The organism is Mesorhizobium sp. ISC11 (genome assembly GCF_037162595.1).
Classification (GTDB): domain Bacteria; phylum Pseudomonadota; class Alphaproteobacteria; order Rhizobiales; family Rhizobiaceae; genus Mesorhizobium; species Mesorhizobium ciceri.
In genome coordinates this window covers 5174498-5197408 of the sequence record NZ_JAVSPW010000001.1, presented here as the reverse complement: position 1 = coordinate 5197408, position 22911 = coordinate 5174498, and the positions used below count along the sequence as shown (strand labels likewise).

Annotated in this window: 18 protein-coding genes and 2 pseudogenes; all 20 read right to left on the bottom strand. The window is 59.1% G+C overall.

The annotated features are described in order from the left end of the window. Positions 1 to 30: 30 nt before the first annotated feature. The 20 genes and pseudogenes from RPF88_RS25170 to RPF88_RS25075 all read right to left on the bottom strand — a co-directional run bounded on the left by RPF88_RS25170 (position 31) and on the right by RPF88_RS25075 (position 22854). Complete coding sequence (locus tag RPF88_RS25170) at positions 31 to 1176, bottom strand: TlpA family protein disulfide reductase (protein WP_063170388.1); 1146 nt, start codon at positions 1174 to 1176, stop codon at positions 31 to 33. A gap of 272 nt (positions 1177 to 1448) precedes the next feature. Then, entirely contained in the window at positions 1449 to 1826 is a 378-nt protein-coding gene (locus tag RPF88_RS25165) for a hypothetical protein (RefSeq protein WP_024505270.1), read from the bottom strand. A gap of 13 nt (positions 1827 to 1839) precedes the next feature. Beyond that, entirely contained in the window at positions 1840 to 3138 is a 1299-nt protein-coding gene (locus RPF88_RS25160) for a lysine N(6)-hydroxylase/L-ornithine N(5)-oxygenase family protein (protein ID WP_063169368.1), read from the bottom strand. Between the two features lie 842 nt (positions 3139 to 3980). Next, a complete protein-coding gene (locus RPF88_RS25155; protein ID WP_127230841.1) occupies positions 3981 to 4853 on the bottom strand; it encodes a universal stress protein in 873 nt (290 codons plus the stop codon). Positions 4854 to 4948: 95 nt separating this feature from the next. Continuing rightward, positions 4949 to 5653, bottom strand: coding sequence for a response regulator transcription factor (locus RPF88_RS25150; protein WP_245465747.1), 705 nt, complete (start codon positions 5651 to 5653; stop codon positions 4949 to 4951). Between the two features lie 107 nt (positions 5654 to 5760). Then, positions 5761 to 6240 (bottom strand): NifX-associated nitrogen fixation protein, encoded by a 480-nt coding sequence (locus RPF88_RS25145; RefSeq protein WP_127308803.1) that lies wholly within the window; start codon positions 6238 to 6240, stop codon positions 5761 to 5763. Positions 6241 to 6256: 16 nt separating this feature from the next. After that, positions 6257 to 6754, bottom strand: coding sequence for a nitrogen fixation protein NifX (gene nifX, locus RPF88_RS25140; RefSeq protein WP_126097324.1), 498 nt, complete (start codon positions 6752 to 6754; stop codon positions 6257 to 6259). After that, complete coding sequence (nifN, locus tag RPF88_RS25135; RefSeq protein ID WP_126104986.1) at positions 6751 to 8103, bottom strand: nitrogenase iron-molybdenum cofactor biosynthesis protein NifN; 1353 nt, start codon at positions 8101 to 8103, stop codon at positions 6751 to 6753. Before nifN ends, nifX begins: the two co-directional genes overlap by 4 nt. Before the next feature lie 8 nt (positions 8104 to 8111). Beyond that, a complete protein-coding gene (gene nifE / locus RPF88_RS25130) occupies positions 8112 to 9587 on the bottom strand; it encodes a nitrogenase iron-molybdenum cofactor biosynthesis protein NifE (protein WP_095489376.1) in 1476 nt (491 codons plus the stop codon). Positions 9588 to 9648: 61 nt separating this feature from the next. Continuing rightward, complete coding sequence (gene nifK / locus RPF88_RS25125; protein WP_024505263.1) at positions 9649 to 11190, bottom strand: nitrogenase molybdenum-iron protein subunit beta; 1542 nt, start codon at positions 11188 to 11190, stop codon at positions 9649 to 9651. Positions 11191 to 11319: 129 nt separating this feature from the next. Next, positions 11320 to 12822: a nitrogenase molybdenum-iron protein alpha chain gene (gene nifD, locus RPF88_RS25120; RefSeq protein ID WP_024505262.1), complete on the bottom strand. Its 1503-nt coding sequence runs from the start codon at positions 12820 to 12822 to the stop codon at positions 11320 to 11322. A gap of 87 nt (positions 12823 to 12909) precedes the next feature. Next, entirely contained in the window at positions 12910 to 13803 is an 894-nt protein-coding gene (nifH, locus tag RPF88_RS25115; RefSeq protein WP_024505261.1) for a nitrogenase iron protein, read from the bottom strand. A 1050-nt stretch (positions 13804 to 14853) separates the two neighbouring features. Beyond that, positions 14854 to 15050, bottom strand: a pseudogene (locus tag RPF88_RS25110) (7-carboxy-7-deazaguanine synthase QueE); the annotation flags it as partial. Between the two features lie 160 nt (positions 15051 to 15210). Further along, a complete protein-coding gene (locus RPF88_RS25105) occupies positions 15211 to 15963 on the bottom strand; it encodes a carbonic anhydrase (protein ID WP_063169372.1) in 753 nt (250 codons plus the stop codon). Positions 15964 to 16733: 770 nt separating this feature from the next. Beyond that, positions 16734 to 17459, bottom strand: coding sequence for a 7-carboxy-7-deazaguanine synthase QueE (gene queE / locus RPF88_RS25100; protein ID WP_164752747.1), 726 nt, complete (start codon positions 17457 to 17459; stop codon positions 16734 to 16736). Positions 17460 to 17464: 5 nt separating this feature from the next. Then, positions 17465 to 17821 carry a 6-carboxytetrahydropterin synthase QueD gene (gene queD, locus RPF88_RS25095; RefSeq protein WP_024505258.1) on the bottom strand — a complete coding sequence of 119 codons (357 nt, stop codon included), beginning with the start codon at positions 17819 to 17821 and terminating at the stop codon, positions 17465 to 17467. Further along, positions 17821 to 18519 (bottom strand): 7-cyano-7-deazaguanine synthase QueC, encoded by a 699-nt coding sequence (gene queC, locus RPF88_RS25090; RefSeq protein WP_024505257.1) that lies wholly within the window; start codon positions 18517 to 18519, stop codon positions 17821 to 17823. The genes queD and queC overlap by 1 nt, the downstream gene beginning before the upstream one ends. Positions 18520 to 19204: 685 nt before the next feature. Next, positions 19205 to 20215: an IS110 family transposase gene (locus RPF88_RS25085; protein WP_337123401.1), complete on the bottom strand. Its 1011-nt coding sequence runs from the start codon at positions 20213 to 20215 to the stop codon at positions 19205 to 19207. 148 nt (positions 20216 to 20363) lie between these two features. Further along, positions 20364 to 21565, bottom strand: a pseudogene (locus tag RPF88_RS25080) (IS3 family transposase). A 254-nt stretch (positions 21566 to 21819) separates the two neighbouring features. Continuing rightward, positions 21820 to 22854, bottom strand: coding sequence for an LLM class flavin-dependent oxidoreductase (locus RPF88_RS25075; RefSeq protein WP_127408329.1), 1035 nt, complete (start codon positions 22852 to 22854; stop codon positions 21820 to 21822). Positions 22855 to 22911: the final 57 nt, after the last annotated feature.

Here is a 22911-nt window from a genome sequence, read left to right as displayed (position 1 = left end):
TCCAATTGTCATGCCCTTCGCGATCCTTGCTCAGGAAGTGACAGCGTTTTGAGTTTCGGAAGTCTTGTTTTGCGGAGCCACACAGAGACCCGCGTGACAGGCAGGCTCACCCGTGTAGTTGGCCAGGGCTTGGAGCAACGAGGTGAGGTAGCGCTGTTTGGTTTGGTCCGGCACTGGCTCCGAATGGTCCAGCGATTTGATTGCCACCTCGATCAACTCGATCGCCCGGTCCTTGTTGCCGCTCTCGTAATAATACTGAGCGACCGGAAAGTAACACCCGAATTTAAAGTCTCCATCGCCTTGCGGAGGATTAAGTTCCAGGATCTGTTCGGAGAGCTCCTTGCCCATCGCAAAGCGATCATCATGCGGAAGATGGGAGTTGTCGATCGTGGGATGGAAGAGTTGGTTCAGCGCCATCACCACCCAAGACATCGCTTCGAACTTTTTGTTGATCGCGTCCTCGACCAATTCGCGCATAAGCGGCAAGCCGGTTTTGATGTCGCGCAGCTTGTGAAGCAGAATATCCGCATGAACCCGCCGAAAATCAAAAGAGTCTGGCATCACGGCGAGGCCTTCTTCGATGGCCAATAGTGCCGCTGCCCAATCCTCGTCCTGCATCGCCGGCCCAAGTTTGGCGTATATCGGCTGACTCAGCGACGATTCGCGCACACGCGAGATTCGCTTTGCATCGACGGCTTTCGCTTCATAGCTGCTGCGCCAGCTGCCGTTAAGGACTTTCGGCAAAACGTCATCGAGAGGTGCCGGGTGGCCGATATAAGCGATGTGGCCGTCGCGGTCGACCACGAACGAGGTGGGAATCCCGAACGAAGAGCTGGGTTCCAGCCAGAGCTTTTTCATTTCGCCAGTGCAATCGAACGCTGTCCGATAATTCAGATTCGGGAACTTCTCGGTCAGCCAGGCATCCACGTTGGTCCGCGCTTCGTCCGCGGTTGCAGCCTTTTCGCAAGCTGCGACTCCGATAATCTCAAATCCGCTGTCTTTATATTTCTCCTGCAGTTCGATCAAATGGGGCATGGCGTGGACACATGGTCGGCACCAAGTCGCCCAAAATTCAACGAGGTAGACCTTGCCGGGCCGAAGGCTCGTGAGGGGCTCGCCACGCAGCCAGTTCTCCACTTTCAGCGCAGGAGCCGGGGACCCCATACGCAGTTCCATCTTGGTGTCCAAAGTCATTCCACACCTTTCGTCTCTTTTGTCGCGGAATATTTTCCAGTCAAAATCGGACACGGTCTCGAGGGCATTGCTCCCTCTCGCTTGCTTCAGCGGAGCTCTCACCGTGTTGCCGCACATCAAGCACGGCAAAGGGCATGCCAACCCTTCTTAGCTTCGGCAAGCGCCGGTACCGCCTTGAATAAGCGAGCCCTAACACGGCCAGCTGACGTTAACCTGAATGTCGGCTTTCGACGGCTCACCTTAGCGGCTGCCGTTTAGGAAGGTGAGAGTTTGGCTGGCCCGCTGGCGATAAGACCGGCTTCGGCGTCCTGGAGTAGTCGCACTTCGGCGATGGGGTCGAAAGTGCGGGAGAGGCTCGGTACCCTTGCAGCCACCGCCGCATGTGGCCCGGCGTCATAATTCGCGTCGCGGTTGCCAACGGCGGCGTTGGGCTCGATCCACGTGGCGTTGAGCCCGACAGCACGTAAAGCTGCATCGTGATTGAATGCCCTTTGCTGTTTCACGCCAAGCAGGAGTCGCGCGACGCTACCTTGCTCAAGCGCGAGCAGAGCGATCTGACGCCGTAGGAATATTGCTCGTCCCGCTTTTGCCGCCAGAGGCGGAAATCTTTCCTGAATGCCACCGCCGATCATCAATATCGACGAATCATATCCCGCTGCCCATTTGTTCGACTCCGAGGTCGGGCCAGCACTCCGTCAAGGGACGGTTGATGAACCCTAGATGCTCGGGATTGGCGCATGGCGCGCGCCGCAGAAGGCTGTCAAGGATGCGGCGCGCTCGCCAGGCCAGCAGCCCAAAGTTCGGATCAGCCAGCCCGCGCTGTCCAAGGCAGGCGTTCTGAACGAAAAGGCGTCGGTCTCGCGGTCCGTCCCAGTACACCGAAAAATCCTCGCCGATGGCGAGCTCATTGCCGATCTGTTCGAGGCGATCTGCGATCGGTTCTAGGAAACCCGGCAGCGGTTTCTCGTACCCGGTGGCCAGGATGACGATATCGGCGGTTACTTCTCCGATGTTGTCCAAGCCGCGTTGCAGCGTGAGCCTGTGCCCTGCTCCGGCATTGATGCAGCGCGACACGTTGCAACTTGGCCGCAATGTGATCTCGCATTGGTGTGGCTCGAGAAAGGCGTGGTGGTAGAGCGCCTGATAGACCGCGCGCAACTTGCTTTCTGAAATGCCCTCGGAGGCAAGCGCGAAACGCCGCAGGAACAGCTGTCGATGCACCTCGCTCATCGCAGCAAAACGATCCGAGAAGCATGGCGTGAACAGCCCGTTTGTGAACGCGTGGTCGTCGAAAGGCATCTCGCGCGTCAAGACCCATGTGATCGCCGCGGGCCGCCGTTCTTTCGGCCGGCCGACAAGGTGCAGTAGCAGCTCGGCTCCCGACTGTCCGCCGCCAACAACGCAGACATGCTTTTTTTGCACCTCAGGATTGATGTGGGCCAACTCAGATGAGTGGAACAGGTTGGGTCCAGTCCAGCCATGAAACTGAGGCGGAATTTGCGCCTGCTTGCCTATGTCGATGACGAGGTTTCTTGCATCAAGGACCGCGTTGTCCGTCCGCACGCGAAACTCGCCGTCAAAGCGGATTTCGCGAACGGCCTCGCCGCCACGGACAAGCGGATTCTTCTGGAACGCCCAGTTGAGATATTGGGCGAACTCGGCTCTAAGCACCCCGTGAAATTGCGCATTGAGGAAATTGTAAAGACGCCCGTTCTCGTGGAGGTAGTTTACGAATGTGTAGGCTGATCGCGGATTGACCAGAGTAACCAGATCCTGGAAGTGGCCGACCTGGAGCTCCGCGCAATCGAAAGCGCTGCCTGGATGTCCTCGGAAATCGACCTCCCGGTCCAGGAACAGTGCCCCTTGCGCAATCTCTTCCTGTATCTGACACGCAAGGCTCAAATTAGATGGTCCAGCACCCACACCAATACAAAAGAGGTCCACTTATCCTTACTCCTCTAGGAGTGTTTTCCAACTCAGCGGCATGTTGACGTCGATCGCCGGGCATTGAGCAATGCGAACCTCACAGGCATGCTTGAGCCGCGGTCCCGACTGAGAGGACAGCAAAAGCGTGTGCCGCCTTCCAGGTCTTGGGCTCAATGTCGGCGGCATCGACAGCGGCGCGGCGTGATCCGAACCCAAGAGCAGAAGGAAAGTGTGTGATGCTGTCGCGCGGCTCTTCCGGATCTTACGGCGGCTTCTAGCGCCGGCCTCCACCCCAGGAGTGGCTGTTTCCCTGCCACGACGGAAGCGGCTCTTTCTTTCGAGGGGCGTAACCATGGATAACGGCTCTTAATGCTTTCGGAGACTCCCATGCATGCGGCGTGCCGGATAAAGACCTGTCAAACCAACGAGTTCGCGCAGTTCCAGCTCGTCTGGAATCCGACATTGTCGCACGCCCGACGATCGGGCAGGGGAAGCTCCGCGGCAGCGGCCCTTGCACACCGCAGGCTGACAGGGACAGCCGCCGATTTGACGCGCGTCCGGGTACTGATAAGGGGCCTTCCAACAGGGTTCGCGCACGAGGCGGGGTCTCCTGGTACACCCGCCCTGTGGCTTGGCTGCGGTCTGCTGCAGCCGTTCGTCTTTACTGCCCGTTGCGGACGATCTCGCACGAGTTGGTTCACGAGAGCGTCGTGAAGCAGTCGAGGCGTCCGGTTTGGCTCTGACAAGCGTCGCAAGATGTTCGCGGATCCAGCCATGTCTCCGCAATCCGACCGGTAACCGACGACGACTTCGGACTGGTTGGCGGTCCTACGACCTGATCGGTGTTCCTACGGAGCTGATCAGCGAGCCAAAAACAGCGGCAATGTGGTCTTCCCAAAGCTCCAGCTCGGCGGACCGCCGAAAATCCGCTCACGCAGCCCACGGCTGCCATAAGCACCCATAACCATCATGTCAGCACAGATGTCGTTCGCGTGCTGGGTCAGCACTGTGCCCGCCGATTTGCCGGCGCTCTTAAGCAGGTCAACGGAGACCCGAGCACCGTGCCGAGTAAGATAGGCAGCGATGTCAGCTCCAGACTGCGCGCCTTTCCCGTTGTTTTGCGCCTTTGGATCGACCATAGCGACACAGACTTCCCTGGCAGCGGATAGGATACTAAGAGCTTCCCGAACCGCACGCGAGGCCTCTACACGCGAATCCCAGCCGACCAGCACGCGTCGAGGCGACAGCGTCGCCTTAACGCCCTTCGGCACGATGAGCACCGGCTTTCCGCTATCGAACAAGCAGCCGTTGACAACAGGAGGTCCGAGAGTCTCATCGTTGAGGAGGTCTCCTCCAACGATCGTCAGGTCAGCGCAGAGCGCCCGCTGTCGTGCCACTTCACCGAGGCTAGCCGGATCGCAATAGTCGGTGTCAACGTCACAGGAAAGCGACATAGCTTTCAGCCTTTTGAGGATATCCGCGGACCGTCTTTCCATTCTGGTCACGTCCTGTGAAAATTTCTCGATTTGCTGAAATCGATAGTTCGGTACTGCAATTGCCTGTGCACGTCCTGTATTCCATTCGGGGGGCGGAGACGACATCAAGAGCAATGGAGGCGGTATAATGAGTACCGATAGGTGCGCGCCGACCTCGGCACACAGTCCGGCAGCTGTTGTGAGGTCCTCATCAGAATGATCAGCACCCGTCACACTGAATATGCTTTTAAATTCCATTTGCCTGCTTCTCCTGGTCTTCGTTAGGAGCGCCTCAAAGCGGCAACACCGCTCTCCGGAGGAAGAGAGAGCGGCACCACGTTCGATCACCGATTTCAGTCGTCCGGCTTCTCGAGCGAGTAGCCGGCCGACCTGACGGTGCGGATGACGCTGCCGGGCAAGGCCGTTTTCAGCGCCCTCCTGATTCGACTGATATGGACATCGACGGTGCGTGCACCGACATGAATGTTGGGCAGCCAGGCCGCCCCGATAAGCTCGTCCCGGCTGAAGACCTTGCCGGGGGCCTCAATCATAAGCCGCAGCACGTTGAAATCGATCCGTCCGAGATGGATGTCGTGGCCATTACCGCGAACCCTATGGGCATCGAGCTTCATCTCCAGGCCTCCACAACAAATCCAACTGTCGTTTTCAACCCCGTTCGGACCACGCTTGGTCAGCCCGAGCCTCGCCCGCAGGCAGTCGAGCAGCTTGGCCGGAGCCACCGGCCGCACAAAGCTCTCAACGCCTGCCTTCAAGAGATCGAGGTGCTGGTGCTCGGCGCCAGGCGCGATCAGGGCGATGATAGGCAGGTCGGTGGTGCGCGGTTCCCGCTTGAGTTGGGCGCAAATTGCGGACCCGTTTATGCTGGCTGGGTCGCAATCCAGCACTACGGCCTGAAGCTCCCGTTGTTCGGCCAAGGCCAGCGCAGCCTTCGCGCCGTCTGCCGTCTCACTGCTGAAACCGTCAACCTCCAGTATGTGGCTGTAGAGCAGATAGAACTCGGCATCTTGCGAGCAGATCAGGACCAGCGGCTTCTTCATCGGCGATACCCCAACAACCTGGTCGGCCTCGAGTCCCTGGATCGAGGGGACTGGCCAACATAGTTTCTCGGGTCCGTCATGATGGCCTTTCTCGAAAATCGCGCCCATCATGCCAGCGCCACGTGGGGAAAGGTTTCGATGACTGAAATCGCATCGTCGACCAACTTCGTACCGGCCGTGGCGAGCTTCAGGAGCGTCTCGAAGCCAAACCGGTGGACATCGCGCAGCGTTTTGGACAGAACGACCAGCCGTCCGGTCGTGAAAAGCACCCGACCAAAACCCTCATGGCTCACCTGGATCATCGGCGATGCCATAAGGCCGCAGCGCTCCTCGATCGCAAGCCCGATGGCGGCGTAGTACTTGTCGAGCCTCCACAGCACGTCGGGATCGGGATCTCCGATGATTGGGATCCCTCGGCGCTGATCCTTGGTAATGATGAAGTCGCCCAGCAGCTCAGCGTCCGCTTTGCGTTCCCACGAGCCATAGGAATCCTGAGAACGGATCAGCCGCACGAGGCATTTGACGAACGGGGTGCAAAGAGCCGCCTCGTCTTCGGCGACAGCTGGGGGGATTGCGGGGTCAGGCATTGGCGTCCTCCTCTTTTCAGTCCTCGTCCTCGAAGGACGGTTTCTTTTCGGCAATGCCCGCTCGCGCCAGCACCTTGCGCAGCCAAGGCGGAGGACACGTCCTGAGCATCATCTGCGTGCGCAAGAGCACCTGTGGGATCGATTGGGGCTCCGCCACTTTGATCGGGTGGATTTTTGCCGCGACAAGCTTGGCTGCCGAAGGGCCGCCAATTGCCAGACAAAACAGGATCTGACAGCCCTTGAGCGCATCCACCTTTGGCGTGATGCGATCATCGCGCTCGGCCCGATGCTCCCCGCTTTCATCGGACACGTCATCGAAGGCCACGGCTTCTACGAGATTCCATTCCTCGCGCGTCACGTCGTAGACAGCAAAGCGCCTGGCCGACCCGAAATGGGCGTTGAGGTCCTGCATGTCCTGAGTGGCGATCGCAACGCGCAATGCGCCCTTACGTCGTTCAGGCATCGGGGCGAAAACCTCATTACTGACCAGCGAGAGGCGGCGAACAGCGTTCATCGTGATATTTCTCGATTACGGAGTGGATCAAGCGCCTCAGGAGTGGGCGCGTGTTGGTTGGCCTGGAAGATGCTGGCGACCTCGAAGATCATGTCGCGGGTGCCCTGATAGAGAATTGCGAGCTTGTGCTGGCTGCCTAGTCGATCGAAGACCGGGAACCCGATGCGCATGAGCGGAATTCCGAGCCGCTCCGATGCTTGGCGCCCGTGCGAATGCGTGACAAGCAGGTCAGCACCGACGGCAAGACTTTCCAGATCGCCGAGATCGCCGATCTGAACCGAAACCGCCGGGACTTTCTTGAGAATTTTAGACCTGTCGGTCGTTGTGACGGCCGCGGCTATCTCGGAGCCGAGACCAGCAAAGAAGGTTGCAAGTTGGAACAGCTGGTCTGGTTCGGCAGCGATGGCAATTTTCTTGCCGCCGAAATGGAAATGTCCGTCGAGCATCGCGTCCTGCAATTGCGCCCGGCGCCGGCGCACGCGGGCCGGTACCGCCGCGCCCGAAATCGAAGACAGCAGCGACACGAAGCGGTCCGTGTCCTGCAGCCCAGTCAGTGACTGGAACAACACGTAAGGCACGCCGGTCAACCCGAGCAGCGCTTTCGCCGGGCGGCGCATGTGCTCACCGATGGCGATGCATCGCATGGCCGTACCCAACTCGCGAATGTCTTCGACGCTGGTGCCGCCGTATGTGGTCGCTACCCAGCGGTCAGGAACCGTACCGTCGAGCGAGCCTGAAATGTCGGGCAGAATAACCGGCTTGAGCCCAAAGCTTTCAACCATGTCCCGCATATGCTCGATGTCGGCGACAGAGAGGTTGCATCCGGGCAGGATTGCGATCTTCTTCGGGTGCCGCGCCCGTTCGCCCGAGCGCGTAATCCCTTCGATCATTGCGGTGACTGCCTTGGCCCAGCCCTCTTCGATCGCGCCGTCAAAATCCGGCGTGTTGGCCAGCACGACCTCCGTACCCGCAAGCTGTTGCGTGTGCTTCCGCATGATGTTGGCAATATCACCCGCGCAATCTTCGCCACGCGTCTCCACCAGCGCGGTCGTGCACACTCCGATCAGCGTTGGCTTCGTGCGGTTCTTGAGGTTGAGGATCGCCTCTTCCAGATGGTCGGCTGCGCCGAGGATGGTCGCCACCTCATCCATCGCCGTAGTCTGCAAGGGAATCGCTTCTTTGAAGTGCCGCACGAAGAGAACGAGCGCAAAGCTTGTGCAGCCTTGGCTGCCGTGGAACAGCGGCATCGCACCGTCGACGCCAAGAAAGGCAAAGGCGGCACCCAGCGGCTGCGACGACTTCAGCGGGTTGACTGCCGCCGATTTGCTCTGGGGAAGGATGCGGGCCATCGGTCGCCTCAACACTCGTGTGCCGTCGCGCAGGCGAATTCATCAAACAGGTACGCGGTCTCGTTCCTCGTGCACGGCAATTCGCCTATCAGCTCAGGCTGGCAATCCCACGGGGCCGGCTGGCGCACCTGAGACCAGATCGGATTGTGAATGGCGAGGTCAATCTGGCGTACGAGTTCCACCATGCCGTCATAGCCGGCATAAGGATGCTGGCGCTCCTGGTTGATATCGAGCCAGGGCGTCTTGGCCTTGAGCGCAATGAATTGCGTGCGACCGCCCGACAGCATGATATCGGCCCTGTGTTCAGAGAGCATGGCGTACAGCTCGCTCGCAGCCATGGATTCGAACATGTGCTTGTCGTGCTTGAGAACTTGTTTGATGCGCTCCTTGTCCTGCACCGTAGATTTCTTGATCGAGGTGCCGACGATCTCGATTCCGATCTCCATCAGCGCATGGACAACCGACCAGGACTTCACACCGCCTGTGTTGAGCAGCACGCGCTTGCCTTGGAGCCTTTGCCGGTAGGATTCGAGTTTCTTCCACGCGATCGCCTCCTGCTGCGCGATCAGCGTCTCTGTGCGCTCGAGGATCTCCGGATCGGCGCCCTTCCTCACCAGCAGCCTGACAAGGTTTCGAAGAGCTTGCGATGTGTCGGAGATGCCATAGAAGGAGCCCTCGAAGAACGGGATGTCCCAGCGCTCCTCCATCTTGCGGGCAAGACTGATCAGCGCGGTCGAGCACACCATCATTGCCGCCCGGGCGCGGTGCGCGGAAGCAATGTCGCGGTAACGCGCATCGCCGGGAATGCAGGCGCGCACCCGGATCCCGAGCCGATCGAGGAGCGGCTTTACAAGCCAGAATTCGCCCGAGAGGTTGAATTCGCCAAGGATGTTGATGTCGTAGGGTCCGGGGTCGTCGGGTTCGACCGTGCCGATGACATGATCGAGCAACGCCTCGGCGGCGAGCTTATTGCCGAGGTTCTTGGAGCCTGCCAGGCCAGGCGCATTGATCGGCACCACGGCCAAACCGAACTTTTCCGTGGCGCGTTTGCACACGGCCTCGATGTCGTCACCGATCAGCGCCGTTACGCAAGTCGAGTAGACGAAGATCGCCGGCGGCGCGTATGTGTGCTTGATCTCGCGGATCGCCTTGAAGAGTTTCCGCTCGCCCTGCCCCATCACAAGGTCGAGTTCGGTGAGGTCGGTCGTGAAGCTTGTCCGCCACAAGGTCGGCCCTGACGAAACCGCACCACGGTTGTCCCAAGAATTGCCCTCGCAGGCGAGCGGCGCATGGACCAGATGCGCAACGTCGGTGATCGGCTGCAGGACGATCTTGGCTCCGTCAAAGGCGCAGCCGCCGGCTGCCGCCCCTGGTGTCAGCGACTTCGAGCAGCCCTCCTTGCGCGCCTTGGCATCTTTGCCACGGTTCTTATCGCAGGCGGGCTCATCGAAGGCGTCCTTGATTTTGGCGCTGAGGGAGGACATTGCTCAGCCTCCCCAGTCCATTGGGCAAGGAATGGCCTCGGCGAAAAGCCGGCCACGGCTCTTAGCGCGTGAGGTCATAGGAATAATCCGTCACACCCGTCTCGCTCGTCTCGCGATCGAGTTTGTCGAAGATCTTGTCGAGGATCGTCGTCAGCACGCGCAACGCGCCCTGGTAGCCAAAGAGCGCAAAGCGGTGATGATGGTGCCGATCGAAAATCGGAAACATCAGCCGGATCAGCGGTGTTCCGGTGTCGCGCTCCAGGTACTTGCCGTAGGAATTGCCGATCAAAAGGTCCACCGGCTCGGTAAAGAGCAGTGAGCGCAGCGCCCACAGGTCCTTGCCCGCCCAAACCTGGGCAGCCTTGCCGAAAGGCGAGGATGCTAGCAGCTTCTTCAAATCGGCTTCCCATGCCGAGGTGCCATTGGTGGCGAGGCAATGGGTTGGCTCGCCGCCGGTCTCCATGACAAAGCGGGCCATTGCGTGAACGAAGTCGGGATCACCGTAGATGGCGTATTTCTTACCATGCAACCAGGATTGGCTGTCCGCCATGGCGTCTACCAGTCGGCCGCGCTCGAGGCGAATTGCCTCGGGAATCTCCTTGCCGGAAATCGCCGCGACCTCCATCAGGAATTCGTCCGTCGCCTGAACGCCGAGCGGATAGTGGAACGAGGCCGTCGCCTGCCCGACCTCCTCGCAATAGCCCAGTGTCTTTCGGGTGTTGTGATGCTGCAGCGAAAGCGTTGCCTCGGCGTTGAGGGCCTTCTTCACCTCGTTGATCTTCGTGCCCCCGTCATACATGCGGTATTCACCGTCCGAAGGCGTATCGAACTGGTCAGAGGCATCCTGGATCAATGTATAGGACACGCCCATTACATCGAGCAGGCGCTTGAGCTCCCGGTTGTTGCCGACGCAGAAGCCGTCGAAGCCCGGAATGATGTTGATGGTTCCTTCGATTTGCGTACGCTCCTGACCTTTCCAGAAGTGCTCCAAAATGCCTTTGACCATGTTGTCATAGCCGTCGACATGACTGCCAACGAAGGCCGGGGTGTGGGCAAAGGGCACGTCGAAGTCGCGCGGGACTGAATCTTCGTCCTTGGCGTTCTGGATGAAGCTGTGCAGGTCGTCGCCAATGACCTCTGCCATACAGGTCGTCGACACGGCAATCATCTTGGGGTCGTAGAGCTGGTAGGTGTTGGCGAGCCCGTCGACCATGTTCTTCAGGCCGCCAAACACCGCCGCATCCTCGGTCATTGAGGAGGAGACCGCCGCGGCAGGCTCCTTGAAATGGCGCGACAGGTGCGAGCGGTAATAGGCGACGCAACCTTGGCTGCCGTGGACGAAGGACATGGTTCGCTCGAAGCCGGCGGCAGCGAATACCGCACCCAGCGGCTGGCAGGCCTTGGCCGGGTTCACGACAAGCGCTTTGCGGGCGAGGTTCTTTTCGCGGTATTCCCACGTCTGGGTGAAATCGCGCTGATCGGAAACGATTTCATCGGGGTGCGGACATTCGAAGTTTAGCTTCTTCTCAGCGAGCATCTTTCTGTATTCCGGCTCGCGGAACAGGGGAGCGTGATCGAGAATTTTTTCAGCCGACTGCGGCATGATGATTACCTCTTTTGCATCTGGCTGCGCGGGACGGCAGCTCAGGACGTCAAGACGTTCCAGGCTCCGGCGGATCAGAGGCCGCGGGAGTTCACCGTCTCAGTGGGAGACTGGGGCTGAAGCAAATGTTTATTCGGCAGCCATCGCCCGCTCATCGCCCCGGCTTCTTTTCCAAGGCGCGTGGAATAGGTCCCAGACCGGGTTGTTAATGGCGAGATCCACATCACGTGCGAAAATGGCAAAGCCATCGTAGCCGTGATACGGGCCTGAATAATCCCAGGAATGCATCTGGCGGAACGGTATGCCCATCTTCTGCACCGGGTATTTTTCTTTGATTCCCGAGCCGACCAGATTTGGGCGAATCCCTTCGATGAATTTCTCCAACTCATAGCCGGTCACGTCATCGTAGATCAGCGTGCCGTTCTTCACGTAGTGGCCGGTGCGCTGATAGTCGTCGCTGTGGGCGAATTCATAGCCGGTGCCCACGATGACCATGCCGAGGTCCTCGTAGGCCGTGACGACGTGGCGGGGGCGCAGGCCGCCCACATAGAGCATCACGGTATTTCCTTCCAGGCGCGACAGGTACTTGGCGATGACCGCATCAACAAGCGGCCTGTACTTGGCAATGACCTTTTCGGTCTTCTCCTCGATTTCCGGCCCAAAATGCTTGGCTATGTTGCGCAGAGAGGCTTCGATCTGGGAGGGACCGAAGAAATTGTACTCCATCCAGGCGACGCCATACTTTTCCTCCATATGCCGACAGATGTAATTCATCGACCGGTAGCAGTGGATAAGATTGAGCTTAGCCTTCGGGGCGCGCTCGATCTCTGCGAGTGTGGCGTCACCCGACCAGTTGCCAACCACGCGCAGCCCTATCTCCTCAAGCAGTATGCGCGAGGCCCAGGCATCGCCGCCGATATTGTAGTCGCCGATGACGTTGACGTCGTAGGGGCCGGCCTCGAACTTGACATCCTTTTTGTCGAAGACCCAATCCCGGATTGCATCATTGGCGATGTGGTGGCCAAGCGACTGCGAGACGCCGCGGAAGCCCTCGCAGCGTACCGGCACGATCGTCTTGTCATACTCCTTGGTCTTTTTGCGAGAAACGGCCTCGGTGTCATCGCCAATCAGGCCGATAGGGCATTCGGACTGCACGGTGATGCCGTTGTTGAGCGGAAACAAGACTTCAATCTCGTCAATGATCTGTTCCAGCTTCTTGTCGCCGCCGAAGACGATGTCCTTCTCCTGGAAATCGGAGGTGAACTGCATTGTCCCGAACGTGTCGACGCCCGTTGTACCGACGTAGTAGTTGCGGCGCTGCGACCAAGAATATTGGCCGCAGCCGACCGGGCCGTGCGAGATATGGACCATATCCTTGACTGGCCCCCACACCACGCCTTTCGAACCAGCATATGCACAGCCGCGAATCGTCATCACCCCGGGAATGGACTTGATGTTCGATTTGACGTCGCATTCGGAAAGGACCTCGCTTTCCCCGCCAGCCTCGTTGCCGCTCTTTGCGACGTTGAGGTGCTTCTTGCGGCGCTTCGCCGCCTTGTCGGGATAATGCGACAGCACCTCTTCGATAAGCTTCGCATGAAGAGCACCGTCATTCTCGTATTCCCGGCTCATGAGTCCCCCTTTCAAGGTTGGGTGACGCCTCAAAGAATAGGCGCCGTTCTCTGCAAGGCGCGCCGATTGATGGCAGCGCTAATGTCACTACTGGGCTGCCGCCTTCGCCGCTTCCTTGGAGTGAAGCTCGGCAAGCATCTGCTCGTCGGTCTTCATGATGCCGAAGTCGAGCAGCATCTCCTCCAGCTCCTCCATGGTGATCGGCGTCGGGATCGTACCCTGGCCCGAATTGGCGTGGATCTTCTCGGCCAGAGCGCGGTATTCCCCTGCCTGCTTTGAGTCCGGCGCGTACTGGATCACCGACATCTTCCTGAGTTCGGCATGTTGGACGATGTTGTCGCGGGGCACGAAGTGGATGAGCTTGGAATTCAATCGGCCAGCCAGTGCTTCGGCCAGATCGAGTTCGCGGTCGGTTTGACGTTCATTGCAGATCAGCCCGCCCAGCCGCACACCGCCCGAATGGGCATATTTGAGGATGCCCTTGGCGATGTTGTTGGCGGCATAGAGCGCCATCATCTCGCCGGACATGACGATATAGATCTCCTGGGCCTTGCCTTCGCGGATCGGCATGGCGAAGCCGCCGCATACCACGTCGCCGAGGACGTCATAGGAGACATAATCGACATCGTCATAAGCGCCATTCTCCTCGAGGAAATTGATCGAGGTGATGACGCCGCGGCCGGCGCAACCGACACCCGGCTCGGGGCCGCCGGACTCCACGCACTTGATGCCTCTGTAGCCCACCTTGAGCACGTCCTGGAGTTCGAGGTCTTCCACCGAACCTTCCTGTGCGGCGAGATCCAGGACGGTATCCTGAGCTTTCGAATTCAGGATCAAGCGTGTGGAATCGGCTTTGGGGTCGCATCCTACGATGAGGATTCTCTGCCCGAGGTCGACAAGGGCAGCGAGCGTATTTTGGGACGTGGTGGACTTGCCGATGCCGCCTTTTCCGTAAAAGGCGATCTGACGCAGACCTGACATAATAGCTTTCCTTCCTTCGTTCTAATCATCGCGACTGCCCGCGACACAAGTGCCGATAGGCAGCTCGTGCCGCCTCACACCAAGCATCGCAAAAAGCGTACCAGCGTGATCGGCCGATCCCAGAAGAAACTTTGTCATTAAATTCCAGCCGCTTAGATGGCGGCAAAACGCGCGAACGGGCCTTTCAGGCGTCTGTCACGGACACGACAAAGCCGACACAGATTGTCGTGCGCCATCCAAACCGCCGTGAGTCGAGCTCGAAGCGGGAGAATGGGGAAGTTAGCCCAAAGCTGATGGCGAGACCATCGGAAGACATCGGCTCTTGTCTTTCCAGCCTGCCATTGATCGGGCGGTCGCTGGATGAGCAGGAGCCTGGGGCTTGACCGCGGCGCGGGTAGTTCAGGCAGGCTCACAGAGCGGGAACGCCGGCGGCCGATAGACATCCGCGCTTAACCTTTCATAGCCCGTCTACAAGTTGGTTCCGCCGACGCGCTATATGGAAGCCAGATAATTCAGTAGCTTAGCCGAGAGCATTGATTTTTTCAGAAAGATACGTGTTATACGCGTACGAACCGCCGAACCCATGGTCGGCGCCCTCATGCGCGTGAGACCCCGTTGTGGGCGAGGCTCGCGACTGGCTGCACGATCCTAGCCGGCCTGCTTGCCATTGAGTTTGGTCCCGCCGCGGTAGGCTGCGGCATCAAGGGCAACATCAGCTACAACACTGGCAAGAAGATTATCACGTTCTTGGACAGGATCTTACTGGGAGACACGCATCAACAGGCGGGCGGGCAGGCTTCGAGAGGTTAGTGTCGCGGCAGCTTGCAGATCTGCCCACGGGGCCGCCACGATCGCAAAGTGTGTACAAAAGCGCCCTCTCTGCCGAACTGAACAGTGCTCACGGCCATAGCCTCGGATGAGCCCGACTGGCTTGACCTCTGCATGATGAGAGCAGCTTTTACACCAGGTGCGCAGCACATGTCTTTAACGAACGCATCGTCTTCAAGAATATAGAGAGCAATTCGGAAAACCGAGTAGTTGGCGGCGAAGCTAGGAGAAGGTATACACCACCCTCTTGTTACCCCAGAGTAGAACGTGCAGCTGCGGCAAGACGCGGGCTTCGAACCACCTGTCGCTGGTCACCTTTTCTACCAGCGATTCCATGCGCATCATATTCCGTCGGACTCGACAGAGACGTCTTCATTACCACGGCGGGGCGGCGTGTGATTGCCGGGTTGCAGACAAACCTCGCCGCGACGTCTTTGGGACGAGTGGTGTCGGCACCGAATCCCTATCATTTAGACTAGCCAGCTTGGGGAGCGCCGTCAGACCGCCAGACCGGAAGAGGAGGCTTCGCGCCAACTTGTGCCAAGAATGTTGGACCGTGCGGAACCGCTGGGGCGGCGCTCAACTCTGGCGCAGGATGAAGCGTCGATTGGGTGAATGAATAGGGCGCGCGTTCGACGGGTAGAGGGAGGCAAATCGCTGGATGTCTGCCGGATCAACGTCAACCGGTTCCATCGCCACCATCCACTCGACGTTTTCGGTGCACGGCGGCGTCGTCAGTGAGCCCTCATAAGTCCAATAGCCAAGCGAGGCTGGCAGAAGCCAGTTGGGATTCACCTCGTCGATCGTCACCTCCCCATTCGGCAGTTCGGGAAAGGCCGCAGCAAGGGCAGCAAAGCTGGCATTTGTCGCGCCGGGCGTTAAAAAGACGCCCAGCACGCCCAGAGTACCACTTTGCGTGTCCTTGTGAACGAAATGCACCTCCATCGGGAAGCTCTTGCCCGCCACGTGATGTTCGCTTGGCGCATGGAAATGGAACTGTACCAGTTCGTAGACACGATCGCCGCGGGTCAGCGTGCTGCCTTGTGGCATATTGATTTGAATGGTGTGGCCGTTGTTCACCATATTGCCGCCGCCCTTGTGCCAGCCGATGGCGATATGCGGGATATCCGCCTTGACCGCGCTGTTGATATTGATCGGCGATTGCTGCGTGCCGGCAGAGCATACGAAATTTTCCTTATCCAGATCAGCCCAGTGCTCCGGTCCGACCGGACCGGTGTACCCCCAATGGGCACTGGTCGCTTGGGCGGCTTGAACGCAAATCCGGCATGCGCCGAGCGCAACCAACCCTTTGATCAGGTGACGACGATACATATTACTTTTGCTCCTCTTGCGAACTGATGTTGGTGGCTGCCCTAATGGACGCGTGATGGCCAATCGGCGCGGCCAGTATTGTCCTTTGCAACTGATAGATGCCCGCATGCCTTGGCGTGCTTTCATAAGTGCGGCTGCCGTTTCTCGGCTGGCCGGCTTCTGCAGCCCGCAACGGGAGCAGTTTCAACCAGCTAAACGATAAAAAATTTGAGCAGACCAGCGCTTGACCCCCGCCGCAAAGGCACAGGCGAAGGTGATCACTGCGCGGCTGCCGTTCGCGCCGGAGGCCGCATCGCTATACTTTACACTCGCTGCCCAAGGAGACGCAGGCGACCCTAATACGTTTTCATCGCTACTCCCGACGCAGCCGACCCACGCCACGAAAACGTTGCTATATTTCACGTTGGGCCAGTGAGGAAATCGATCTTCTTTATGGAAGGCATTTGCGCAATGGATGCATTCCCATGCTGACAGTCGTGCGTCAGGCCGGACAATGAGATACATCGATAAGAGCTGGACAAGGATGAGGGGATGACGTGCTTGCGACGGAGCAGGTGGGGCGAGAAGGCCAGTTCTTGCGGATTTCAACTTTGCGTGACGACAGCTCATCGGAGTCAAGGTGACACACGCCGGCAGCGGGGTGTCCGGGCGGTTTCCAGCCGCACAATCGCGAGACCGCTGACGCGAACAAAGCTCGGCTGTACTCGGCACGCGAAGAGAGCCTGCCAAGCCGTTGGAGCCCGGCCTTCCGGTGCGACGCAAGCCGCAGACTAGACCGCCCTCTTGTTACCCCAAAGCAGAACGTGCAGCTGCGGCAACACGCGGGCTTCGAACCACCTGTCGCTAGTCACCCTTTCGACAAGCCATTCCATTCGCATCATTATTCCGTCCAAGTCGACAGAGGCGTCTTCACTGCCAGGGCGCGGCGGCGTGTGATTGCCGGGTTGCAGATAGATCGGAAGGTGCGGATATCTCGCCGCGACTTCTTTGGCGTAGGCATAGTCACTCTCGTCGAAAACGACGAGCTTGAGCACGATTTGCGGCTTCTCTTGCGCCGCTTCGAGGCATGCATCAAACGCAGCCCAACGGGTCGTCATCTCGCTGGACGGCGGCTTTGGGCTAAGGGTCAGCACGTCAAGATCCGCAAACCACTCCCTCACCACGGAACCCTGCGTTTCCAGTGCAAAACGATAGCCCTCGCGATGGCCGCGTTCTATGAGGGGACCGAACGGCTGAATGGCCGGGTTGCCGCCTGACAAGGAGACCATAACCGGCCTGCCGCCGGAAAGCGCATGGACGGTTTGCCACACGGCATCGATCGGCATCGGTAGCCATTCATGGCGATACTGATTGTCCACCGCGTGAAGGCTGTCGCACCATGAACAGCGATAATCACATCCGCCGGTTCTGATGAACACCGTCGGCAAGCCGATGAGCACGCCCTCGCCCTGGATAGTCGGCCCGAATATCTCGCTCACACGGATTGCGGGATGCATGTCGGTCACGGACGGTATTCCGCCCAAGTTTTCGGTGTTTCGCTAACGCGCACGGCCGCGGTCTGCGGCAGACGTGCCTTGCACCATTCATAGAAATGTCTGGCCAGGCATTCCGCCGTGACCTTCTCATGTCCCAGCACGTCGTTGAGGTGCCGATGGTCGAAGCTCTCGTCAATGTAGCGTTTGAGCGGCGCCAGATCGTGATAGTCGCGCACGAAGCCGTGGGCGTCCAGTTCCTTGGCCGACAGCTGCACTACGACGACATAGTTATGCCCGTGCAGGCGCGCGCATTGATGGTTGGGAGGCAAGGAGGTGAGCTGATGCGAGGCCGAGAAGTGGAATTCCTTGCTGATGTGGAACATTACGCGCGCCTCCTGCGCAGCGCCTCAAGCCAGAAATCGGCGTCCTCGTAGTCGGTGGGATCAGCGTGCCCGGCGAGATGGAACGCTTCGCGCCGCTCGACGCAGGTCCCGCATCGTCCGCAGTGACGCACGCCGCCCTTGTAACAGGACCAGGTCTCAGCAAACGGGGTGCCGTATCTTGCGCCATCCGCAACAATGTCAGCTTTTCTGAGATTCACATACGGTGCATAGAGGCGTATCTGCGCATAGCCGTCGAGCGCGCGGTCTTGCATTGTCTGGAAAGCTTCAATGAAGGCCGGACGGCAATCGGGATAGATGAAATGGTCCCCACCATGCACGGCCGCCGCCACCGCTTCGGCGCTGTGGGCGGCGGCGAGACCGAAGGCGATTGCCAACATGATGGCATTGCGGTTCGGCACCACCGTAATCTTCATCGTGTCTTCGGCGTAGTGGCCGTCCGGCACGTCGATACTGCTAGTCAGCGCTGAGCCGGAAAGGCCACGGCCAATTTCGCCGATGTCGATGATCTGGTGCGGGACCTTCAGTCGCTGCGCGCAAAGAGCGGCGAAGCCCAATTCCTTCCTGTGCCGTTGGCCATAGTCGAAAGATAGAAGGCCGGTGAGTTCGTGCTCCGCTGCCACCATGTGAGCAAGGGAAACGGAGTCCAATCCGCCAGAGCAGACGGCGAGAGTCTTCATCATTGGTATCCTTGTTTTGACCGGGTAAGGCTGCGACCGGAGATTTCTCTGCGCCCCCACTACTCCAGCGACTCAGTTTTGTGAACCGGGAGAATTTGCGCTCAGCCCGATTGGAACGGGAGTGCGTCGCGTCCAACACGCGTGATCAATAAAAGTTGAGCGCTTCAGCAGTTTGTTTCGCATCGCGCCAACTTTCGCAACCTGCTGTCCGATCGTCGACTTCGAGACAAGGTGATGTTCGGCCGACATCGGCTGGCTCTTAATTAAGCCGCAGAACACATGTTGGCTTTCTGGCCTTCGCTTGTGCGGTTGGCGAGGGCGACATGGATGCCAGCAAATTTGACATTGGCGACATCCGCCTGGAGAACCCTGCGCGGCGCGATTGAGGCCGCAGGCGAGCCTGCTCTACCTGCCGCCCTACAGTCCCGACTTCAATCCGTGTATGGATGGCTCCTGCGGGTCAAGGGTGTCAGATCGGGTTTGGTGAACAGGTCGGTTGCGGCCATGTATACGGCGTCTGAATGTGCAACGGGATCGCTGCGCGCCCTGATGAATATCCGCTTGGAGAACAGGTCCCACTCAATCGAGCGCGCTTGAGGCGCTTCGGATTGATCGGGGTGTCCTGGTTCTTCGTCTCCGTTTGTTCGCCATCACCTCACTTTGCCCTGACCATTCCGAGAGCCTGTCAGGCTGCCTGTGGCTCGTAGCGTGATCCGTCCCTAAGGACGGCGAAAATTGTTCTTGCCATGCGATGCGCCAAAGCGATGGCGACGACCTTCGTCTTCTTCCGCATCAACATGCTTGATAGCCAGTCCGATCCGGGCTCGCGCTTCAGTCTACATCTGAGCATGATCTGTGCCATGGCGCCCAGATAGAGCAACCGGCGGATATATCGATTACCCATCTTCGATATTCGGCCGACCTTCTGCTTGCCGCCGGTGGAGTGCGGTTTGGGTGTAAGGCCGAGCCAAGCTGCATAGTCCCTCGCGCAGTCGAAATTGCTGACATCAGGTGTCGTCGCCGCGATGATCGTCGCCGAAAGCATGCCGACGCCCGGGATCGTAGCCAGACGCTGGCTTGCCTCATTTTGCTCGTGGGTCTCTTTGATCTCTTCGGTCAGCCGTTCGATCCGCTCGTTCGTCTCGGCCAACTGTTCGAAAAGCAGGGTTATGGGCAGCCGAGCCGCTTGCGGCAGCCGATCCAGTTGTTCCCGCAAACGATCGACATTTTGCGCGCCCTTCGCCGTTATGACACCGAACTCCGTCATGTGGGCTCGAATCGCGTTGCCGATCTGCGTGCGCTGGCGAACCAGAAAGTCCCGCGTGCGGTGAAGAACCAGAACCGACGAGCAGGCTTCGCTCTTGATCGCGACAAACCGCATGGAGGGGCGCGTCACGGCTTCACAGATGGCGGCCGCGTCCGCAGCATCCGTCTTCCCGCGCTTCACGTAAGGCTTCACGTAGGATGGTGGCATCAGCCGGACGTCATGCCCCATATCCTGAAGCCGGCGCCCCCAGTCGTGAGAACCTGCGCAAGCCTCCATGCCGATCAGGCATCGCGGACGCTTCTGGAAAAACGCCAGCAACTGGCTTCGGCGAAGCTGGCGGCGCACGAGAACCCGACCGTTCTCGTCGACGCCATGGACCTGGAAGACACTCTTCGCGAGGTCGATGCCTACTGTGGCAAGTTCTGACATGGATGGCTCCTTTGCTCGGGGATGACAACATCCCAACTATGGCGCAATGCGACGCCGGGAGCAGGAGCCATCCACACCATCAATTGAGAACGCCTTCGCCCAACCTAAGGCGCTGCTGCGAGCAAAGGCCGAGATAACCATCAAGGCTCTATGGGACTGACGTTGCCCCAGCAGTTTTGAGTTCGTTTCCGGCGTGGGTTGTGCCCTGCTGGGCGGGTGAAGCGACGGGCGCTGGCGCGGAGCCTTTGGCATAGCGCAGCGCGAGCGACCGTCGCGGATTGAAGGTGCTGGCGAACTTGGCCGGGGTCTGCCAGGGGGGAGTGCGGCCGCGCGGTGTTGTAGTCGGCGTGCCACAGGGCGATGGCTACGCGCGCCTGAGCCAGCGAGGTGAACAGCGTCTCGTTGAGCAGTTCATCGCGCAGTCGGCCGTTGAAGCTCTCGATGAAGCCATTCTGCATCGGCTTGCCGGGCGCAATGTAATGCCATTCGACGCGGTTCTGATCCGCCCAGGAGAGGATGGCGTTCGAGGTGAACTCGCTGCCATTGTCGCTGACGATCATCCTGGGCCGGCCGCGCTGGTGATGAGCCGGTCCAATTCGCGGGCAACCCGCATGCCCGAGAGAGACGTATCAACGATGAGTGCCAGGCACTGTCTCGTGCAGTCGTCGACGACGGCCAGGATGCGGAAGCGGCGCCCGTCGGTGAGCTGGTCCGATACGAAGTCGAGCGACCAGCGCTCGTCGGGCCTCAGCGGCACCAGCATCGGCGCCCTGGTCCCGATCGCCCGCTTGCGGCCGCCACGGCGGCGAACGGCGAGCTTCTCCTCCCGATAGAGCCGGAACAGCTTCTTGTGGTTCACGACCAGGCCCTCCCGCCTCAGCATCACGAGAAGACGCCGGTAGCCGAACCGGCGACGCTCCTGCGCGATCGCCTTCATCCGCTCGCGAACCTCCCGGTCGTCCGGCCTGCTGGTCTGGTAGCGAACCGTCATGCGGCAACAGCCGATGGCTTTACACGCCCGCCGTTCGCTCATCCCGAAGCCTTCCTTCAGGCGAGCGACAGCTTTCCGCTTGGCGGCGGGCGTCACCATTTCTTTCCCACAAGGTCCTTCAACGCGGCATTGTCGAGCATGGCGTCGGCCAAAAGCCGCTTCAGGCGCGTGTTCTCGTCCTCCAGCGCCTTCAGGTCGCCGAGCCTCGGTGACATCCATCCGCCGAAGCGGGCCTTCCAATTGTAGATCGAGGCGTCGCTGACCCCGTGCTTGCGGCACAGATCGCCAACCGATACCCCGGCCTCGTGTTTCTTCAAAATTCCGATGATCTGCTCTTCAGAGAAGCGGCTGCGTTTCATGTCCTGGTCCTCTGGATGGGCCAGAACGAACTTCAAACCGGATTAGATCAGAGGGGCAAGGTCAGGACGCCTCGGCGCGGTCGTCGACCTCTTCACCCCAGCCGAATGTGCCAACTACTTCAAAGCCGCAGGATATGACCTGGATCAGATAGGACGTGCTCCAATGGTTTACACCTGACACAGGAGTCCGGCCCCCACAACCGTTTCGCAATGAGGAGCAGCGCTGCCGCTGCTCCTCCAATCACACGACGGATTCACGATGCGGCAACTCGAGCCATGATTTCGGATCGAATGGCCGATGCGGTGTATAGTGAGGCATCCAGCGGCAAATCTCCAAATGCCAGTTGACACAGAAGATAATTAGCACCTGCCTCTTCCAGCTGATCAAGGAGAGCTTTTCGGACAGAATCTGCCGTTCCCACGACGCACAATTCACTTTCAATTGCTGCATCGAAGTTCAAAGGCAAGTTTGGTGGAGTGGAAATGGCATTTAGTTCGTATAGAAATTTGAAGCTATTGAGCCATCGTTCATAGGCAGGTGCTGCGAGCAAATACGCATCTGTTTCAGAAGGCCCTATCACCACCATTCGGAGCAATCCAAGAAATGGCGCTTGCTGGCCAATGTCAGCATCGTGAATTCGGGCGGCGCGGAACGCGTCGGTAACGCTGCGAACAGAAGTGGAGGGTCCGACGCAGGCGATGTTTGCCCCATTCGCAGCGGCCCAGCTAGCCGGCTCGGGTCGATTGGTGGCGATCCATGTCGGCGGATGGGGATATTGGTGAGGTCTCAACGTCAGCGGAACATCTTTCAACTCAAAGTGGCGGCCCTGATAAGAAAGCGTCCCGCCTTTCATCGCATTGATGAGAATCTCACTGGCCTCCGCATACTGTTCTGGTGCTGCTTCTACAGCAACCCCGAAGTATCCCAATTCAGTGGGAGCAGAGCCGCGCCCTATGCCGAGTTCAAGCCTGCCGCCGCTCAACTGATCAAGCATGCAGATCTCCTCGAAGGCACGCAGCGGATGATAGAGCGCAAGTAGCATTACCATGGGACCAACACGAAGACTGCGGGTTCGCTGGGCGACGCTCGCTAAGAACATATTCGGTGATGGACCTCTGCCATGCGGGGTACAGTGGTGCTCGGCGAGATGATACGCATAAAAGCCAAAGCCATCGCACGCTTCTGCTAGGCTCAGCCGATCTGCATATTGCTGTGCGATGTCATCGCCGTTTTCGTCCAGATGATCGAAGATGCCGAAGGTCAGGCCCGAAGCGGAAATTTTCTTCAATTAATTGTTCTCCAAATTACCTATATTTATTCGCTAACCATCATAGCTCAGACATAT